We start from the raw sequence: 16,752 nt of genomic DNA, 5'->3' as shown, positions 1-16,752 counted from the left end.
TACAATATCTTTTGAAAGGAATATTGCAGGGACAAATTTAGGAAACAAATTGTGATTTCAATAACCGATTGGCTTAAATCACGATCAGGTACTGTAATAGCTTTGGGGCTGTACGTTACGTTCGATACGGTAACCGTCAAGTTCTGCCAGTGTGCTTTCGATCATCGTGCTCATTGTGTCCAGCGCAAGATCATTGGGCTGGGTGCCAAATGGATCTTCCAGTTCATCGGCAATCGCTTCCAATGCGGTAAAGGTATAGGCCACAAACACAATGATAAAAGGTGTGATCCACCCTAAGCTTTCGACAAAACCAAAGGGAAGCATAAAACAATAGAGGTAGACTGTACGGTGCAGTAAAACACTATAGGTATAAGGAATGGGTGTACTAGCTATCCTTTCGCAGCCCCCAACGCTATCCGATAATTTGTTGAGGTTATCGTCAAAAGCAACCTGGGTAATCGAATCGATTTTGCCATCGCGCTTTGCCTGCTGTACCCAAACGCCCAGTGCTTTCATAATGAGTATGGGTTTAAAATCTGCAGTAGCAATTTCTTTGCACAAGGCTGGCGGAAGCAGCCGTTCCAGATCAGTTGTAGCATCGGTGTGCCGCAACTGGTGTTTCAGAGCATATACAAAAGCCATCAGCATCCTGATAAATTCCGATTGCTGCTGTTTGTAATTCGTACTTTCTAATAGTGTCAATGCCTGTCGTGCGAGGGAACGGGTATCATTGAGGAGGGCACCCCAAAGTTTGCGGCCTTCCCAAAAACGATCATAGCTCACACTATTGCGGAATCCCAGGAAAATAGCCAGTGCAATACCAAATAACGTAAAGATGGCAGGATTCAGGTGAATGTGGTGGTGCAGCAAAAACTCACGAAAATAAACGATCAGTAGCGAAAACAGGAATAAGAGGGACAAACGGGGTAATAACTGCGGTAACACAGAGCCTTTCCATTCAAAAAGCATCCGGAACCAGTTGGTTTTTCTTTTGGTAATCATAAGAAATGGGAGCAGGTTTAATTATAGTATAAATGTAAAAAATAATTAGGAAACCAATCGGTATTCTCTGGAAACTTATAGCAAATACGCAGGATTATACTAGGTGCTATCCGCATAAAAAGCGCAATCTGACATTTAAAAAACGTTATGAGGCAATACAACACAAAGTCCACTACTTAATTTTGCCAACTGTAAAAAAACCAGCTATTTTGGAAAGTTTCCCTAAAAGCTAAATGCCATAACATTAACTTTTATTTAAACGTTTTTTGAAAAATGAATTGCAATTTAGGGGCATTATATTAGTTATTATCTTACACATACTAAAGAAATTATTTTGGAAATAAAAGTCACCGTCAAACAGCTGGGGCGTAAACATCCACTATTGCAGGAGCAGGTATTGGATATCGACCTGAATACTGGTGCACCTACTGTCAAAGAATTACTGGAAGCTGTAGTCGCGCAACAGGTAGCACTATATAATGCAAGAGAGCCTGATACGGATACAGAAGACCGCACTCATGCTCCATCTCACAAGTACTTACAGGTTTTGACCGAAACCGGAAAAGCAGGTTTTGGCAGCATTTACAATGCACAAAAAGCCGACCTGCCAAAGGCACAGGAAAATGCACTCCTGGCTTTTGAAGACGGCCTCTTTGCCGTTTTTTATGGTGATGAAGAACTCAGTAGCCTGACTACCCCAATCGATCTTTCGCATTCCTTAACTTTTACATTCATACGCCTGGTATTTTTAGCAGGCAGTATCTGGTAAACTAATCCTACAATTATGTCTATTGAATCCTATCTGGAAAGCCGGGTGATTGAAAACCCTGCGAAACATTTCAAGAAAGAACTGACTGCCATAACAACAGCCGGTTTTTTTAATTCCCTGCTCCATAAACAGCCGCTCAAAAAAGAAGTCGCCCAACTGGGACTGGCACTTTTGGCACCTGCAAAAGACTATTACCAGTCCGATATTACAATGGGCTCCAAGGAAGCCAGCCAATTCAAGGAACTTATCCAGCCTAAAATATGGGAAGATCCGGATTATTATGCTCTGCTAGTTTATTTTGCCGGTCCCGAAAAAGCCGCTTATATACTCCAGGCCTGGAATCGCCTCCCGTTCGCTATGTACCAGAATGGATACAGCCGACGCTCCTTCCGCGCGCCGGAAAATGAAACCTTCCTGTTGCTCAACCAAGTGAACTTCCTCCGGGCTGTGATTAACGCACCCAAAACCGGTTACTATGGTACTGATAATAAGTATTATCAACTAACACTCGAGGATGAAATCCGTTTTGATAACGATATATACAATAACAGCCGGGAGTTTATGGTGTGGAGTGCCGCGATTGATTCCGGGAATAGTAACATATACCAGCTGATGGAAGATATCATCTTTAATAAGGAAACTACCGGAAAAGTAAGCCGCGGAATTATTAAAGCATTACTCAACAGCAATCAACAACAGTGCTGGGAACTCGTTGAAAAACTATTACTGTCGGCACAACGCCAGGAAGGCTTACGGCAAATGATACTTGAAGCGCTGGACGAAACCAGTATTGGTGCATTACACTATATGATCGGTGTGATTATCGAACATAAACTGACCCGTTTTTCTTCGGTAGTAAGGGCGATCGATACGTGGGCGGGCCTCGGATGGGAAACCGAAAAGGAAACTACTGTCCGTACAATCATTGGATTGGCACACCAGTATTTAAGCCATCCCGAAAGCATCCCCGAAGCGGTAAAAAGTAAAAACAATAACGAAGTGTATATGGCACTTTGGGTACAGGGTGTCCTGGATGTAGCAAAAACTGCCCCTTACCTGCACGAACTTATGGACAAAGGCACTCTCGAAAAGAAATGCCTTGCCCTGCAATTTGTACGGCAGACCGGAGATCCCTACCTGGAAATGCCGTTGTATTTTAAAGCCCTGGCTGAAGATAACCTCCAGTTACTCGCATTTGCCCTGGTGGGAATGAAACCGCTATTGGCTGCCAATGTAGCTTCAAAATTCTATATCGACAATCCTGATTATCCTCATTTGTTTGATACGATCTACGAGCTGGCCCAGAAAATTACCGACAAAGAAAAAGTTTTCCCGGGGAAAGTATTTTCGTGGCTTACCCATAAGTTTGAAAAAGAGGCCCTGTACCAATGCCTGATTTACCTGACAGGTGACCATCCGGAACGCCTGGAATTGCTCTTACAGCATTTTGACACTTATACCATCAATCTTAGGCAATCCCTGACAGAACAGGTATTGGGTAAATTTTACTGCTATGGTTTTTATGCCCTTGACCATTCCAAACAGAACAACAAGATTCCCACGGACTACCAACGTAAATTTGCAGCACAGATCCTTAAAGACCGTGGTGAAGCAATGATAGCTTCGGCAATTAATGTTTTCTCGAGGGTTGCTATCAATGAAGAAGAGTTGGTAGTGTTCCAGGAACTGCTAAAACGCAAAAATGCAACACTGCGTAAAAGCCTGCTCCAGTTGCTCCTTAACGTAACTGATACGACAATATCCCCGGCCATAGGGAATATGCTCCACAATGGCGATGTTGAGCAACGCGCTGCGGCACTGGAGCTGATGGTAGAACTCCAGCAGCAAAAAAGAATCCCGGAACAAATCAGCCTTTGGACTACGGACTATAAGGAAAAGAAAAAAATCTCGGAACGGGAAGAAAAATACCTGGAACTCCTGGCACCAGCACCGGACAAGATCGTACTTTCTGTCGAAAATGGGTATGGGCAATACGACCCTAAAGTAATTACTCCCTATGCACTACCTAAGCCGGAAAACAATTCGGTTTATAAACTTATCACGCACAAAAACAAATATGGTTTTACAAAACCTCTGACCGAGATCCAGAAAAATCTGGAACAACTCGTGGCTATTTTTAACCAGCACCAGAATTATGAATATGAAGTCGAGTACTGGGATGACTCCAGGGAAAAAGTATTGTTAGGAAACAGCTTCCAGATTATCCGCCGTAATACCGACAAGTATACTGCCGAAGAACAATTCCAAAATTATCCCTTACATGAACTTTGGGATGAATGGTACATCGCATCGGGCCTGCAGCCTATTGACCTGTTCCTGCTTACCCATACTGAAAACTGCAGCCGTAAGCTGTTCCGGGATTTCCTGGACGATTATGTCTTTTACTACAAAGACTACATCCCTAATCCTTCCAAGAAGCACTATTACGACTGGAATCATCCGTTTTTGAATATATTGAAAGCGTTGATTTACAAATATCCATTTGCAGCCAAAAATGACTTCCTGATCGGTGCTGCTACCCATTTGTATTCCAATTTGCCGCAAAAACTGATCGATTTCGAGCAGCCACAGGACAACAATAATTATTATACCCAACAGGAGAGTGGCAACGGATGGCAGTCCCAGGGTTTCTTTGATGTATTTCTTAATGGCATCGAATTAAACACACTGACCCCTACCCAGGTAGCGGAAGTGTGGAACCTGTACCGCTGGCGCCAGTTTAACGGGCTTCCACAAAATGCTCCGCTCAACCTTCCGCCACTGTACCTTTATTGCCGTGCTTTTGAAAACAAAATTATCACCAAAGATGAACTGATTTCCGGCATACTGCATCCAAAGCGTATCGAAAACCTGACGAATGAACGGAAAGATGCACGCCACTATAAAGACCAGCTGATCAAAAAATTTGATTTCCTCTCCCCTATACTGGACACCATGCGTGAGGCCTTTCTGGATGTAGAACTGCTGCGTGGGGATAGCAGTACTCCGGTGACGCTACTTGTTCAAAGCTTCCGCAAAATCTATGGCAGCGATCGCTTTACTGAAATCCTGTCCGGGCTTGGCAAAGGAAGTCTTTACAAAGGGTACATCTATGCTTATAGCACGGAAGAACTCAACAAACAGCAATTGTTCAGTACCCTGCTCAAACGCTGCTACCCGAGAAAGGACGATACACAGGAACAGTTTAATGATTTGGTAAAAAAAGCCAAAATCGCCGAACTCCGATTGGTACAGGCCGCTATTTATGCTCCCCAATGGCAGAATTTCATCAGTAGTTACCTCGGATGGAAAGGGCTCGATTCCGCGATTTGGTGGATGCATGCCCATACAAAATCAGCCGGCTACCAGGCCGTAAATGCGGAACTGGAAAGTGAAGTGGCCAAATATTCGGCCGTAGACCTCCAGGATTTTAATGATGGTGCGGTCGACAAGAACTGGTTTGAAAGCGCATATAAACAATTGGGCAAAGCCAAATGGGAAATGCTTTACGATTCGGCCAAATACGTTACCGATGGTAATGGCCATCGCAGGGCAAGGCTCTATGCCGATACCTTACTCGGAGACCTGAAAATCCGGGAAGTTACGGCTAAGGTAAAAGACAAACGCGACCAGGATTACCTTCGGGTTTATGGGCTCGTGCCTTTGAGCAAGGCCAATCCTGAAAAGGATGTACTTTCCCGTTACGAATACATTCAGCAGTTTAAGAAAGAAAGCCGTGAATTCGGTTCTATGAAACAGGCCAGCGAAGGACTGGCAATTCGGGTGGCACTGGAAAACTTAGCACGGAATGCGGGTTATCCGGATCCAATACGCCTAACGTGGGCCATGGAAACCAAACAAGTCCAAAAAATCCTTTCCAAAGAAACACAAGTCACTATTGAGGGGATCCTTACCGGATTGATCATTGACGAGGAAGGAAAAGCGGAACTGGTTACCTTTAAAGACGACAAACAACTGAAAGCGATACCTGCTAAAATCAAAAAGCACCCGGCGATACTCGAACTGACCGCAAACCGCAAAGTACTGCGCGAACAGTTTACCCGATCCCGTAAAGGCCTGGAAGAAGCAATGGTTCGTGGGGATGAATTTCTCTATGTCGAAATACACAACCTTTTTGAGCATCCGGTGATTGCCAAGCACCTTGAAAAATTACTATTCATCAGTACTAACGGCACTATCGGATTTTATGAAAAAGGTAGCCTTATTACTGCAGATGGCGAAATTATTCTGCTATCCGAAGACCAGACCCTGCGTATCGTCCATTGTACCGACCTGTATCAGGCGGGCGTATGGAGCGCATTCCAGTCGTATGCTTTTGACCATCAGCTAAAACAGCCTTTTAAACAAATCTTCCGGGAGCTGTATGTCCCTACACCGGATGAACTGGAAGCAAAATCCATCTCCCGACGTTATGCCGGACATCAGGTACATCCGAAACAAACCCTGGCGCTATTGAAATCAAGAGGCTGGAAAGTGGATTACGAGGAAGGGTTACAGAAAGTATTCCATAAAGAAGGCTTCCAGGTAAAACTGTATGCCCTGGCTGACTGGTTTTCTCCTGCCGATGTAGAAAGCCCAACTTTGGAAACCATTGAATTCCATTCGTTGAAAGACTATAAGAATATTCCTTTTGAATCCATTAATCCCCGTCTCTTCTCCGAAGTGATGCGCGATATCGACCTGGTGGTTAGTGTGGCACATGTGGGAGCTACCGACCCTGAAGCCAGTCATTCTTCGATTGCAATGCGTTCGGTAATATTACGGGAAACGGCCCGACTGTTTAAACTCGATAATGTGACGATTACAGGAAGCCACGCCCTCATAAAAGGGACTTTGGCCGATTATAGTGTACACCTCGGGAGTGCTATTGTCCATCAGGTACCGGGAAAATACCTGTCGATCCTACCGGTACATTCCCAACACCGCGGACGCATCTTCCTGCCTTTTGCAGATGATGACCCAAAATCGGCTGAGGTGATTTCCAAAGTACTGCTCCTCGCAAGGGATCAGGAGATCCAGGATCCAACAGTACTCAGACAGATTGACCGTAAATAGTTTTTAGCGAGTTTAAAGAAGGCCCCTATTTTGATACTGTAACAAGTATATCTGGACAATGCATTATAAAAAACCTGTCACTATAAATTGACAGGTTTTTTTATGAATTTGATTGTCCCGTCCTGAAATAGCGATACAAAAAAAAACTCAATTATGTCTAAAGAGAAAAATTATGTAAAGCGAACCCAGCGAGATTACAGTATGTCTCTCAAATTGCAAATCGTCCATGAGATTGAACGAGGAGAGTTATCTACACATGGAGCTTGTAAAAAATATGGTGTGCAAGCACGTTCAACAGTTGTTAGTTGGCTTAGAAAATTTGGTAACTTTGATTGGGAAACCCAAACCCCATCTCAAATGGCTAAAACACCTGAACAGCAAATCATGGAACTCGAAGCTAAAGTTACGCTTCTTGAAAAACAGAAAGCTCATCTGGAGCAACAAGTTAATTTTACGGATAAGAAAGCTATTATTTTTGATATGCTTATTGATATTGCAGAGAAAGAATATAATATCGATATCCGAAAAAACTCATCACCCGAACAATTGTCCTATTTAAAGAAGAACAAAAACAAACCTTAGGTTTTACCTGTAGTTTGTTCGGGATAGACAGGCAGGTCTATTATCGTAGCATTAAAAGAAAAATCTTAAAGCAATCAAAGTCTGAACAAGTCATTCTTATGGTAAGAAAGATTAGGATGAAAATGCCTCGTATCGGTACGAGAAAGTTGTATTATTTATTAAACCAGGAGCTTAGAGCATTGAAGATTGGAAGAGATATGTTTTTTAATATCCTCAAAGTAAACCATCTGCTAATATCTCCAAAACGGAGCTATCATATTACGACTAACTCATATCATCGTTTTAAAAAACACAAGAATTTAATTGAAAACTTAAAAATAATACGTCCTGAACAGGTTTGGGTATCCGATATTACATACATCGGAAAAAGAAGTAAGCCCTGCTATTTAAGCTTAGTAACAGATGCATATTCAAAACGGATCATGGGATTTAATGTAGCTACTAATTTAAATGCCGAAAATAGTCTTAAAGCTTTACAAATGGCTCTTAAGAGCAGGAAAAATAGTTGTTTGTCGTTAATCCATCACTCAGATAGAGGTATACAATATTGTTCTGATGAATATCAAAAAGTGATACGCAAGACTAAAAACCTGCGCTGTAGCATGACTGAGTCTTATGATCCATATCAAAATGCGGTCGCTGAAAGGGTAAATGGAATATTAAAACAGGAGTTTTTAGTAGATAGGTATAATGATCAGCAACTTAATATTATTAAGTTAGTAGTTAAGGAATCTATACAGATTTATAATCTAGTAAGACCGCATTGCTCTAATCATATGCTTACTCCGATGCAAATGCATCAGCAAAAAGAAATAGAAATGAAAACCTATAAAACAAAAAACAGAAGTAACCATGAAGCTACTTCTGTCTAAAAAATGTACTTTTATTATTATTAATCCTGTATTGCTATTCTAGGACTAGACAGATTGTATAAAAAGCTTTATATGATATTTAAATGACGTTTAGGGGCGACTATAGTGAGAGGAGGCACTTAATTTTGCGCATTAAAAAAAAATACAATGAAAAAAACAACTACAGTCTTCCTGTTACTCCTCTTTATAGCCTGTGGGGTCAAAACGACACAAAACCATCTGAACACCGGTAATTATGATGCCGCAATTGATACTGCTGTCGCCGCTTTACGTTCCAATAAGGACAGTAAAGGAAAGCAGGAATATATATACTTGCTCGAAGAAGCTTTCTCTAAAGCGGTCGCACGGGATCAACGGGAAATTAAAATGCTGGAAGCCGCAAAAAATGCTGCGGAATCTGAAAAAATATATAATTTATATATCGGATTGCATCAGCGCCAGGAAAAAATAATTCCATTACTCCCTTTACGATTGCTGACACCAGCGCGGGAAGCCCAATTCACTTTCCACGACTATACTTCAGAGATTACAAAAAGTAGAAATGCATTTGCTGCCTTCTCTTATCAAAATGCATCCGCGCTTTTACAGTCGTACGACAAAGCAGCAGCACGAAAAGCATACGAAAACCTCGCTTATCTGAATACGATTTATCCCAATTATAAAGATGTTACAATACTAATGGAAAAAGCTTTGGTAAAAGGGACAGAATTTGTATACGTCACCACTAAAAATGAAACCCGTATTGCCATCCCTAAACGCTTGCAAAATGAGCTGCTCGATTTTAGCACTTTTGGGCTCGATGACCAATGGACAATTTTTCATAATAGTAAAGATAAAAACATCTCCTACGATTATAGCCTTACAATTCGTTTTCAAGACATTGTAATTTCTCCGGAACAAACACATGAAAAAGAATTTGTCAAAGAAAGGGATGTAGAAGACGGAGAAAAGAATAAAGTTGATGGAAAGGGAAATACTGTTAAAGACGGCAAAGGCAATCCCGTAAAAGTCCCGAATTATACACATGGAAAAGTAACCATTTATGAATTTCGCCAATACAAATCCTGTTTTGTGAAAGCACAAATTGAATATCTAAATTTAAAATCGAACCAACTTATAGGATCATTTCCCTTGTCCAGTGAATTTGTTTTTGAATCCATTTATGCCAAATACAAAGGCAACAAAAAAGCCGCTGATACGGGTTACTATAGCTATTTTGATAAAAAACAAGTTCCTTTTCCATCCAATGAGCAGATGATTTCTGATACCAGTACCGACCTAAAGTTAAAACTTAAGACTATCATCATCAATAATAGATTCCACAATTAAAAACAAATTCGCAAGAACTGCAATTATAAGGGCTTCCTGATGGTATTGGGGTAGCCCTTATTATAATTATAGCTGGTACCTAACTATCAAAGGCTTCTTGTAATTCTTTACTATTGATTTTCTTCATCCCCATCAGGGCATGCATCACTTTCTGCGCCTTTGCCCCTTCTGCATTCGTTATCAGGTCTACCAATAGTGTAGGTACAATCTGCCAGGAAAGTCCATATTGATCTTTGAGCCAGCCACATACCTGCGCTGCCGGATCGCCCTTTTCGGAAAGCCGTTCCCAGTAATAATCAATCTCCTCCTGGGTGTCACAATTTACAATAAAGGATAGTGCTTCGGTAAATTTAAACTGTGGGCCGCCATTCAGGGCAACAAACTCCTGCCCTTCCAGGTAAAACTGGATCGTCATTGCTGTACCTTCGGGCTTGCCATGGAATTCAAAACCTTCTTTTCCATATCGCGTCACCCTTCCTATGGATGCATTTTTGAAAATCCCGGTATAAAATTGTACTGCAGCTTCTGCCTGTCCGTCAAACCATAAGTTAGCTGTTATTTTTTGCTGAATTGCCATAATAGTAGTATTTAAAATTCGACTTTGTCCCTATTTATCCTGTATATCAATTTATTATAGCATAAAGTTGGTGTTTTTTATCGAATCAGACATAGGGAAGAACGGACAATCGTAAGGGGCAAAAGAGAAAAAATACCGACAGAAGGATGCCTGAATGATTTCTGTTTTACAATAGATTATCTTATCGGCTTATGCATGATCCGAATATTCGCTTAAATTTGCCGGGTATCCATTTGCCAATTTATTTACCATGACATTAAAACAGAAGATCTACCAGTATTACCAACAGCAGGTTCAGGATAAAATTGATGCATTCCGGGATATGATTTCGGCATTGACAGAAGATTCTAAAAATGATGCCAAAGGATCGGCAGGGGATAAACATGAAACAGCTTTATCCATGATGCATCTGGAACAGGAAAAACTCAACTACAAGCTGGCTGAAATACTCGACCAGAAAGCCGTACTGGATAAAATTGATCCCGAAGCGGCTTCGGAAATTATTGTCCTTGGCAGCCTGGTACAGGCAAATGGCCTCTTACTGTTTATCAGTATTGCCTTGCCCAAAATCACAATAGAGGGGAAAGCCGTATTTGCAGTATCGCCAAAGTCCCCATTAGCCAGCCAGATGATCGGTAAAGCAGTGGGATTTTCATTTGCCGTAAATGGTACGGATTACACGATCGAAAATGTATGGTAAGCCCAAATAAAAAACTACAACCGAGAGACTGTAGTTTTCATTTTGTATCACATCCGGAATTTACGGATTGGTCGCCCAAACAGTGGCATCGGTAATAAAACCGATATCATTCATTTCTAACATGGCTACAATGGTATGGGCAATCTCGGAAGGTTTTAATTTGGAGGCTACGTTCGTCGGTTCGAAACCACATTTTTCAATGAAAGGTGTTACCACTTCACTCGGGTTTACCTGCATCACCCGGATATTATCTTTACGCAATTCAGCACGCCAGCTTTCGGTCATCGCCGATACGGCAAATTTACTCGCACAATAAGCAGTGCCGCCAGCAAATCCTTTTTGCCCTGCCGTAGAAGCTATATTTACAATATTCCCACTACGCTGCAGAATAAAATGGTTAGCCGCTTCCCGACCTACTAAAAAAGCACCTTTGACATTGGTTTCCCAAATTTTGGTAAAGTTGTCCACAGAGGTTTCCACCAGCGATCCAATATAGCCAATTCCGGCATTATTGATTACGACATTCAGTCCACCTAATTTCTCGGACGCAGCAGTGAATAAAGCCTGTACATCCGCTTCAATAGAAATATCTGCCGCCAGGCCTATCGCACCTATTTCCTGTGCTGCCTTTTCAATTACTGCCTGATTACGGGAACAAATGACTACGGAAGCCCCTTTGCTCACCAATAATTTTGCTGTCTCATAGCCTATTCCGGTACTCCCACCGGTTATAATTACTTTTGCTTCTTTGATATCCATAGTTTTGTTGTATAGTGGTTAAATTTAGAGATAAAAATCAGGAAAAACTAATGCTGTTATACCGCTTATCCTTGCACCTGGTACCTGGTACCTGGTTTCCTAACTGATATTGCATTTGGATTTCTACTTTTATACGGTACAAAGCTACGGAAGCAGTCCCTTTTTCAAGTAGCCATATTCCGGATAATGGTATCCAAATTACCGAATAGCATAAATGTCCTTATCTATTATTCTTAAAACGTTTACAGTCATCACGATCCGATAGGGTGATTTACTTTTGCTCTTGCTGTAGCGTTCGTTTAATTCGACCAGAAACTATGAAAAAGAAAACCATGCTCCTGTTACTGCTCTTTGCAATTGCAGGCTGTAAACCGGAATACAAGATCAGGACCGACTGGGAAAGCCTGAACCTGAAAGGCGCTGTAAAAACATTGACGCGGTACCGCCAACTGGATGTAAAAGACGTCTATTACTTTGATCCGCGGGGCAATCTCTTCGAAATTAAATATTATACAGTACCGTCCGTAGAACATGATACCCCCGATAGCACCATAACCTATCGCTATACGCTTAAAGGCCTCCTGGATTCTTATGTATACAGCTATATGCCCGATAGTAAGCGAAACAGGGTTTTCGAAATTAGCCATAGCTATCATCCGCTACAAAAAAGCAATACCTATCACTTCAGGCACGCCACACCCAACTCCCATCCGGAGATGACACGCATTTATGATGCTAACGGCCATCTTATCTCAGAAATAAAATATGGAGTGGAGAGGCGTAACTTCGAATCAAAAACTATAAATACCTATGATAGCCTGGGCTATAAGATTCAAACCACCCATCATTATCCCGGAACTATCCCCGATGTTGTAGTACGCTATGATAATGACACTAATGGAAATCCGATTACGATATCCTCCCAGCATCCGGAAAAAGAAGTCCTACAACATTCTTCCTACACCTATGACGCTGTTGGAAACTGGCTGCTAAAAACAATAGTAACTGATAGCGGAACCGTTGTAACCGAAAAGCAGGAAATAGAATACTATTAGCGCATCGAAGTTATCTTCGGCAAGAATTGGACAGCAGAAAATAAAGCAGTACTTTGCATACTACCGCCAATAAACACGCTCAAAAACCAGTAGCATTTTCTTAGTTAAATTACAATACAACCATTTAGCCTTTGGGAACAATTCTCTTTTGGAAATTAAAAGCAGTACAACAAACAGCATTAACCTCCCACTCTATGAAAACAATAATCGCTCTACTTTTCGGTACTCTGTTTGCTTTAGCTTTCACTAAGACTGAACCAAGAAATGGGTGGCAACAACATAACCTACAAGGCCCGGTAAAACAACTCACCGAATCTACTTTTACCCAACAGGATACCGTAGAACCAATTCTCGTCAATACCAAAACCTTCAATTCAAAAGGCTATAAAACCCAGGAAAAACAGGAATATTCGGGCGTATTTGCGACCAATGTAATTTTGAAATATGAAGGGGAAACAGTTTTAAAAGAACTCATCACAACCACTGCTGATCTGCAGCCCACTTCACGGGCATTAGCTACAAAAACCGATGCACAAACGATTACCCTGAACAAAATCGATTGGGGAGAACCACTCCTTTTTGGGATTTTCAAATACAATACTGTTGGGGACCTGATCAACGTATCCTACAAAATCAACCTTACTGACAAGTCCCGGGAATTTGACCTCATCCAGCGATATGACTATGATACACATCATTATCAAACGGCTCATGAGGTCGATAATTTTAATACGGGTACTCATGAGTCAATAACCTATACGAATGATGACAAAGGAAATCCCATCAGTGAATCGGTAAAAATAACTCCGCTTTCAAAACCTGAAAAAGGAAAGAAAGAAATCCCTACACAACAGTGGACCAGCCATTATACCTATACTTTTGACAGCTGGGGCAACTGGATTACCCGGACTACGGTAAGTGGTACTGCGGATGTCCCTGTTTTAAAAAAACGTATCATTGAATATTATAAGTAAGCCTATAACTATGAAGCAATCGCTAGTATTATTGCTACTGTTCAAATATTATCCTTAAGACATGAAGAAAATTGTTATACTTCTTTTTGTGGGCATCATATTACTTTCTTGTGGCCCGGCACAGGTATTACCAAACGACTGGAGGGATACCCGGTTAAAGGGAAAAGTCAGGCAGCTTTGCCACAGCACTTATGATTCCCTGGTTCAGGACCGGATTGCTGAAAAGGCTGTGCCACGCCTGGAACGCTGTACACGCTATACCAAAAAAGGGTACCATAGCGAGATTACGACAGCCCATAATGGCATACCTACTACCAGGGAGTTGTACCGCTATGATTCCAAAGGCATTCTGATCGGCTATACTATAGACCAACTTGCTGCGGAACGTTTAAAATCCTATGCCATCTGCTATAAAAATGATACCCTGAAAAAAGAAAGTATCCGGTATTATTACCCTAATTATTCGCATAAAAGCTTCCAATGGAAAACCATCCAGGTCCGGGATATCCATGGCAACCTCATCAGCATAGCAGAATATACCCCTCGAGGCGAACTGACCGCACAACGCCAACAGGCATTTGATGAGCATAACCATTGTGTGATACAGCGGTTGTGGCAAAAAAGCCCTGCCAATTTGCACCAGCAATTTACCTACAAAAATGATTTCAATGGGAATCCCCTTACCCAGATTGAAGGCGAAGGAGCCTATAGCGGACTTACCTATCGGGATGCCGCAACCAAACTATGGATCGCGCAATCGATTCCCGAAACCACCACCACTTTTACCTACCAGTATGATACTAAGGGAAACTGGATACAACGTACCGCCTATTCTCAAAACGGTATGGTACAGTATATCGAAAAACGAACGATTGACTATTATTAAGAGTACGTTCAAACCTTCATTAAACTTTTACGAAAAAAATGTAAATTTGAATTATAGCACGCCATAGTATATCCGATGAGAAACCATATCACACTCTTACTTATTTTTTTTACAGCCAGTCTCTTTGCTCAATCGGTACCGAAAATAAAGACCGACCTGCAAAGGAATAACCTGAAAGGCAAAGTAAAATCCCTAAGCATCCTTGATCATGAGGGGAATATTAGTTCCCAAAATGAATACGACACTAAAGGCTTACTCCAAAAACAAACGGCTTATTCCTATGGTATTCCCAACAATTACACGATTTACCAATACAGCAGTAAAGGACAGTTGAATATGCTTGTGTTCCATTTTGAATATGAAGATTTGCCAAAGGATCATGTCACCATAGAAATTACACCCAAAGGAATTACACGAAAGCACATCCCGGAAGGTAACTCTGATCCTACTGTGATCGAGGAATTTGACAATCACGGGAATCAGGTAAGCCATACGATTTTTAAGAATAAAGAAGTATTGACAAAAGTAACCTATGAATATGCTGGCGTTGATTTTTATAGCAGAATGACGACCGAAGGCTCTATGATTGATAATCTCGATATTCTTTTTGAAAACGATTCACACGGCAACCCAATTGTAATGACTACTACAGTTGCTGGCAAAACAACCAAATCCCACACTACGTATACGTACGATACACAAGGCAACTGGAAAAAGTCCGTAACCACTTCCGAAGACGGAAAGCCGGCAATAATAGAATCCCGTAGTATTGAGTATTATCCTTAAATTGAAGCAGGCTTAATAGCACAAATTTTATTCTAATGGTTGGAGAGCAATTTTAAGTTTTTCGTTTATGAATAATCTTGATTTCGTAATAATTAATTTTCCATTTTTATTAACCATCGTGGATTTTTCAATTATCCCTCTGATTTTTTTATCTCCCACAGTTCTAAAGCCTAAATTATAAATAAATTCCCCCTTTTGAATGGGTACAAATGTATCTAAAGTAATTCTGTTCAAATTGGAAAAATCATCATTTATAGCATTCGACATCATTAAAAAATAATATGTTTTGCCCAAAAGATTTTTATCTTCACCTGTTTCATCAAAATGGTATTTTAATTTAAAAGAATATTGCTTATCCTTGATTATCGCTGAAGGTATGGCTAAGGTATAAAAGTCGCTCCGTATTGAATCTATTTTACTATCCTGATAAATATTTCTTCTATTAGTAATGCTCTGATTCTCGACAATTATTTTTTCTTCTGTTTTATAAACTTTATGGTTTTTATAAAAGAGCCACCATCCTATCGGTCTTAAAAGGCTATCCACCTTACCCTCGCTATCCACCACACCTTTTGTGAAATTTTTCAAAACAAACACACCGTTATCCTTTTTCAAAATAGATGCTATAGCTTTATCGTTATCAAACTTAACAATAGAGTCGATCCACACTCCATTTTCATAATTAATCAATGATAATATTTGACCATTTGGATAAAATATTTTTTCCAATCCCTCTTTTTTCCCGAATGAATTGAGATTATATATTAATTTGAGTTTACCATTCTCATAATAAGTTGTTTTTGTTTTATCACAGCTCATCAATACAAAGAATAATAACAATGGTAGAATTATTTTTAATGGCATTATAAACTTTCTTTTATTTTTTTTCTTTAGAATACTGTGGCAACTTATCCTGTATACTACCTACTGCTTTTTTATACTGCTTTTGCGCACAGGGATAGTGTAAGGAGAAGAGAGACAGGAAAAAATAGGATTAGTTTTCTCATTGTTTTTTACTCCTTTCAATTAATTCTTTAAAATAATCATCATAATCAAATATTATTTTAGTAGTATCTTTTCTGTATACATTTATTTCTGCCTGTCCCCTAATTTTCACAATGGAATCGCCAACCATTATACTATCCCAAAAGTCATTTTCTAAAGATATAACTGTATCAGTAAGTCTCAACATTGGTGTTGAATGCTCTGCTTTATCAATATATTTCTCTATTATAATACCAGAATATGATTCTTGCTTTCTCATCATTAGCATCCTTTTATAAAAATTTTCATTTGGTGTAAAATAATCAATAATAATAAAAAATCCTATCGCTACAATTACTAGAATGATCAGTCTTGTAAAATTATCTTTTAAAAATCCCATA

At 40.4% G+C, this 16,752-nt stretch carries 15 protein-coding genes; 10 read left to right on the top strand and 5 right to left on the bottom strand.

The genetic code is table 11. The annotated features are described in order from the left end of the window. Positions 1–84: 84 nt before the first annotated feature. Positions 85–1,002 (bottom strand): bestrophin family protein, encoded by a 918-nt coding sequence (locus FK004_RS10365; protein WP_108737190.1) that lies wholly within the window; start codon positions 1,000–1,002, stop codon positions 85–87. A gap of 334 nt (positions 1,003–1,336) precedes the next feature. On the opposite strand from FK004_RS10365, the gene FK004_RS10360 reads away from it, so the two are divergent. The 5 genes from FK004_RS10360 (at position 1,337) to FK004_RS10345 (ending at position 9,630) form a co-directional block, all read left to right on the top strand. Next, positions 1,337–1,771 (top strand): hypothetical protein, encoded by a 435-nt coding sequence (locus FK004_RS10360; RefSeq protein ID WP_108737189.1) that lies wholly within the window; start codon positions 1,337–1,339, stop codon positions 1,769–1,771. Positions 1,772–1,786: 15 nt separating this feature from the next. Then, the gene (locus FK004_RS10355; protein WP_108737188.1) at positions 1,787–6,847 is read left to right on the top strand and encodes a DUF4132 domain-containing protein; all 5,061 of its coding nucleotides are present in this window, start codon (positions 1,787–1,789) and stop codon (positions 6,845–6,847) included. A gap of 153 nt (positions 6,848–7,000) precedes the next feature. Then, entirely contained in the window at positions 7,001–7,429 is a 429-nt protein-coding gene (locus tag FK004_RS19445; protein ID WP_227871586.1) for a hypothetical protein, read from the top strand. A gap of 14 nt (positions 7,430–7,443) precedes the next feature. Beyond that, a complete protein-coding gene (locus tag FK004_RS10350) occupies positions 7,444–8,301 on the top strand; it encodes an IS3 family transposase (RefSeq protein ID WP_262497642.1) in 858 nt (285 codons plus the stop codon). A gap of 147 nt (positions 8,302–8,448) precedes the next feature. Next, positions 8,449–9,630: a hypothetical protein gene (locus FK004_RS10345; RefSeq protein ID WP_108737187.1), complete on the top strand. Its 1,182-nt coding sequence runs from the start codon at positions 8,449–8,451 to the stop codon at positions 9,628–9,630. A gap of 79 nt (positions 9,631–9,709) precedes the next feature. Here the strand turns inward: FK004_RS10345 and FK004_RS10340 are convergent, their stop codons facing one another. Further along, positions 9,710–10,207 (bottom strand): VOC family protein, encoded by a 498-nt coding sequence (locus FK004_RS10340; RefSeq protein WP_108737186.1) that lies wholly within the window; start codon positions 10,205–10,207, stop codon positions 9,710–9,712. 250 nt (positions 10,208–10,457) lie between these two features. Here FK004_RS10340 and FK004_RS10335 point away from each other — a divergent pair, with 250 nt between their 5' ends. Then, entirely contained in the window at positions 10,458–10,907 is a 450-nt protein-coding gene (locus FK004_RS10335) for a hypothetical protein (RefSeq protein WP_108737185.1), read from the top strand. Positions 10,908–10,967: 60 nt separating this feature from the next. Here the strand turns inward: FK004_RS10335 and FK004_RS10330 are convergent, their stop codons facing one another. Then, positions 10,968–11,666 (bottom strand): SDR family oxidoreductase, encoded by a 699-nt coding sequence (locus FK004_RS10330; protein ID WP_108737184.1) that lies wholly within the window; start codon positions 11,664–11,666, stop codon positions 10,968–10,970. Between the two features lie 317 nt (positions 11,667–11,983). On the opposite strand from FK004_RS10330, the gene FK004_RS10325 reads away from it, so the two are divergent. The 4 genes from FK004_RS10325 (at position 11,984) to FK004_RS10310 (ending at position 15,367) form a co-directional block, all read left to right on the top strand. Next, positions 11,984–12,721 carry a hypothetical protein gene (locus tag FK004_RS10325; RefSeq protein ID WP_108737183.1) on the top strand — a complete coding sequence of 246 codons (738 nt, stop codon included), beginning with the start codon at positions 11,984–11,986 and terminating at the stop codon, positions 12,719–12,721. 194 nt (positions 12,722–12,915) lie between these two features. Further along, positions 12,916–13,695, top strand: coding sequence for a hypothetical protein (locus FK004_RS10320; RefSeq protein WP_108737182.1), 780 nt, complete (start codon positions 12,916–12,918; stop codon positions 13,693–13,695). 61 nt (positions 13,696–13,756) lie between these two features. Continuing rightward, entirely contained in the window at positions 13,757–14,581 is an 825-nt protein-coding gene (locus tag FK004_RS10315) for a hypothetical protein (protein ID WP_108737181.1), read from the top strand. Between the two features lie 75 nt (positions 14,582–14,656). Beyond that, positions 14,657–15,367: a hypothetical protein gene (locus tag FK004_RS10310; protein ID WP_108737180.1), complete on the top strand. Its 711-nt coding sequence runs from the start codon at positions 14,657–14,659 to the stop codon at positions 15,365–15,367. A 27-nt stretch (positions 15,368–15,394) separates the two neighbouring features. On the opposite strand, the gene FK004_RS10305 is transcribed toward FK004_RS10310, so the two are convergent. Both FK004_RS10305 and FK004_RS10300 read right to left on the bottom strand, forming a co-directional pair. After that, on the bottom strand, positions 15,395–16,231 hold the full coding sequence (locus FK004_RS10305) for a toxin-antitoxin system YwqK family antitoxin (protein ID WP_108737179.1): 837 nt from the start codon (positions 16,229–16,231) through the stop codon (positions 15,395–15,397). Between the two features lie 139 nt (positions 16,232–16,370). Continuing rightward, positions 16,371–16,751 (bottom strand): hypothetical protein, encoded by a 381-nt coding sequence (locus tag FK004_RS10300; protein WP_108737178.1) that lies wholly within the window; start codon positions 16,749–16,751, stop codon positions 16,371–16,373. Position 16,752: the final 1 nt, after the last annotated feature.

This window comes from Flavobacterium kingsejongi (assembly GCF_003076475.1).
Classification (GTDB): Bacteria; Bacteroidota; Bacteroidia; order Flavobacteriales; family Flavobacteriaceae; genus Flavobacterium; species Flavobacterium kingsejongi.
This window is presented reverse-complemented; position numbering and strand designations above follow the sequence as displayed.

Coding starts and splice junctions, on each gene's coding strand:
- FK004_RS10365 (WP_108737190.1), bottom strand. CDS start 1,002: ATGATTACCAAAAGAAAAACCAACTGGTTCCGGATGCTTTTTGAATGG.
- FK004_RS10355 (WP_108737188.1), top strand. CDS start 1,787: ATGTCTATTGAATCCTATCTGGAAAGCCGGGTGATTGAAAACCCTGCG.
- FK004_RS19445 (WP_227871586.1), top strand. CDS start 7,001: ATGTCTAAAGAGAAAAATTATGTAAAGCGAACCCAGCGAGATTACAGT.
- FK004_RS10345 (WP_108737187.1), top strand. CDS start 8,449: ATGAAAAAAACAACTACAGTCTTCCTGTTACTCCTCTTTATAGCCTGT.
- FK004_RS10340 (WP_108737186.1), bottom strand. CDS start 10,207: ATGGCAATTCAGCAAAAAATAACAGCTAACTTATGGTTTGACGGACAG.
- FK004_RS10335 (WP_108737185.1), top strand. CDS start 10,458: ATGACATTAAAACAGAAGATCTACCAGTATTACCAACAGCAGGTTCAG.
- FK004_RS10330 (WP_108737184.1), bottom strand. CDS start 11,666: ATGGATATCAAAGAAGCAAAAGTAATTATAACCGGTGGGAGTACCGGA.
- FK004_RS10325 (WP_108737183.1), top strand. CDS start 11,984: ATGAAAAAGAAAACCATGCTCCTGTTACTGCTCTTTGCAATTGCAGGC.
- FK004_RS10320 (WP_108737182.1), top strand. CDS start 12,916: ATGAAAACAATAATCGCTCTACTTTTCGGTACTCTGTTTGCTTTAGCT.
- FK004_RS10315 (WP_108737181.1), top strand. CDS start 13,757: ATGAAGAAAATTGTTATACTTCTTTTTGTGGGCATCATATTACTTTCT.
- FK004_RS10310 (WP_108737180.1), top strand. CDS start 14,657: ATGAGAAACCATATCACACTCTTACTTATTTTTTTTACAGCCAGTCTC.
- FK004_RS10305 (WP_108737179.1), bottom strand. CDS start 16,231: ATGCCATTAAAAATAATTCTACCATTGTTATTATTCTTTGTATTGATG.
- FK004_RS10300 (WP_108737178.1), bottom strand. CDS start 16,751: ATGGGATTTTTAAAAGATAATTTTACAAGACTGATCATTCTAGTAATT.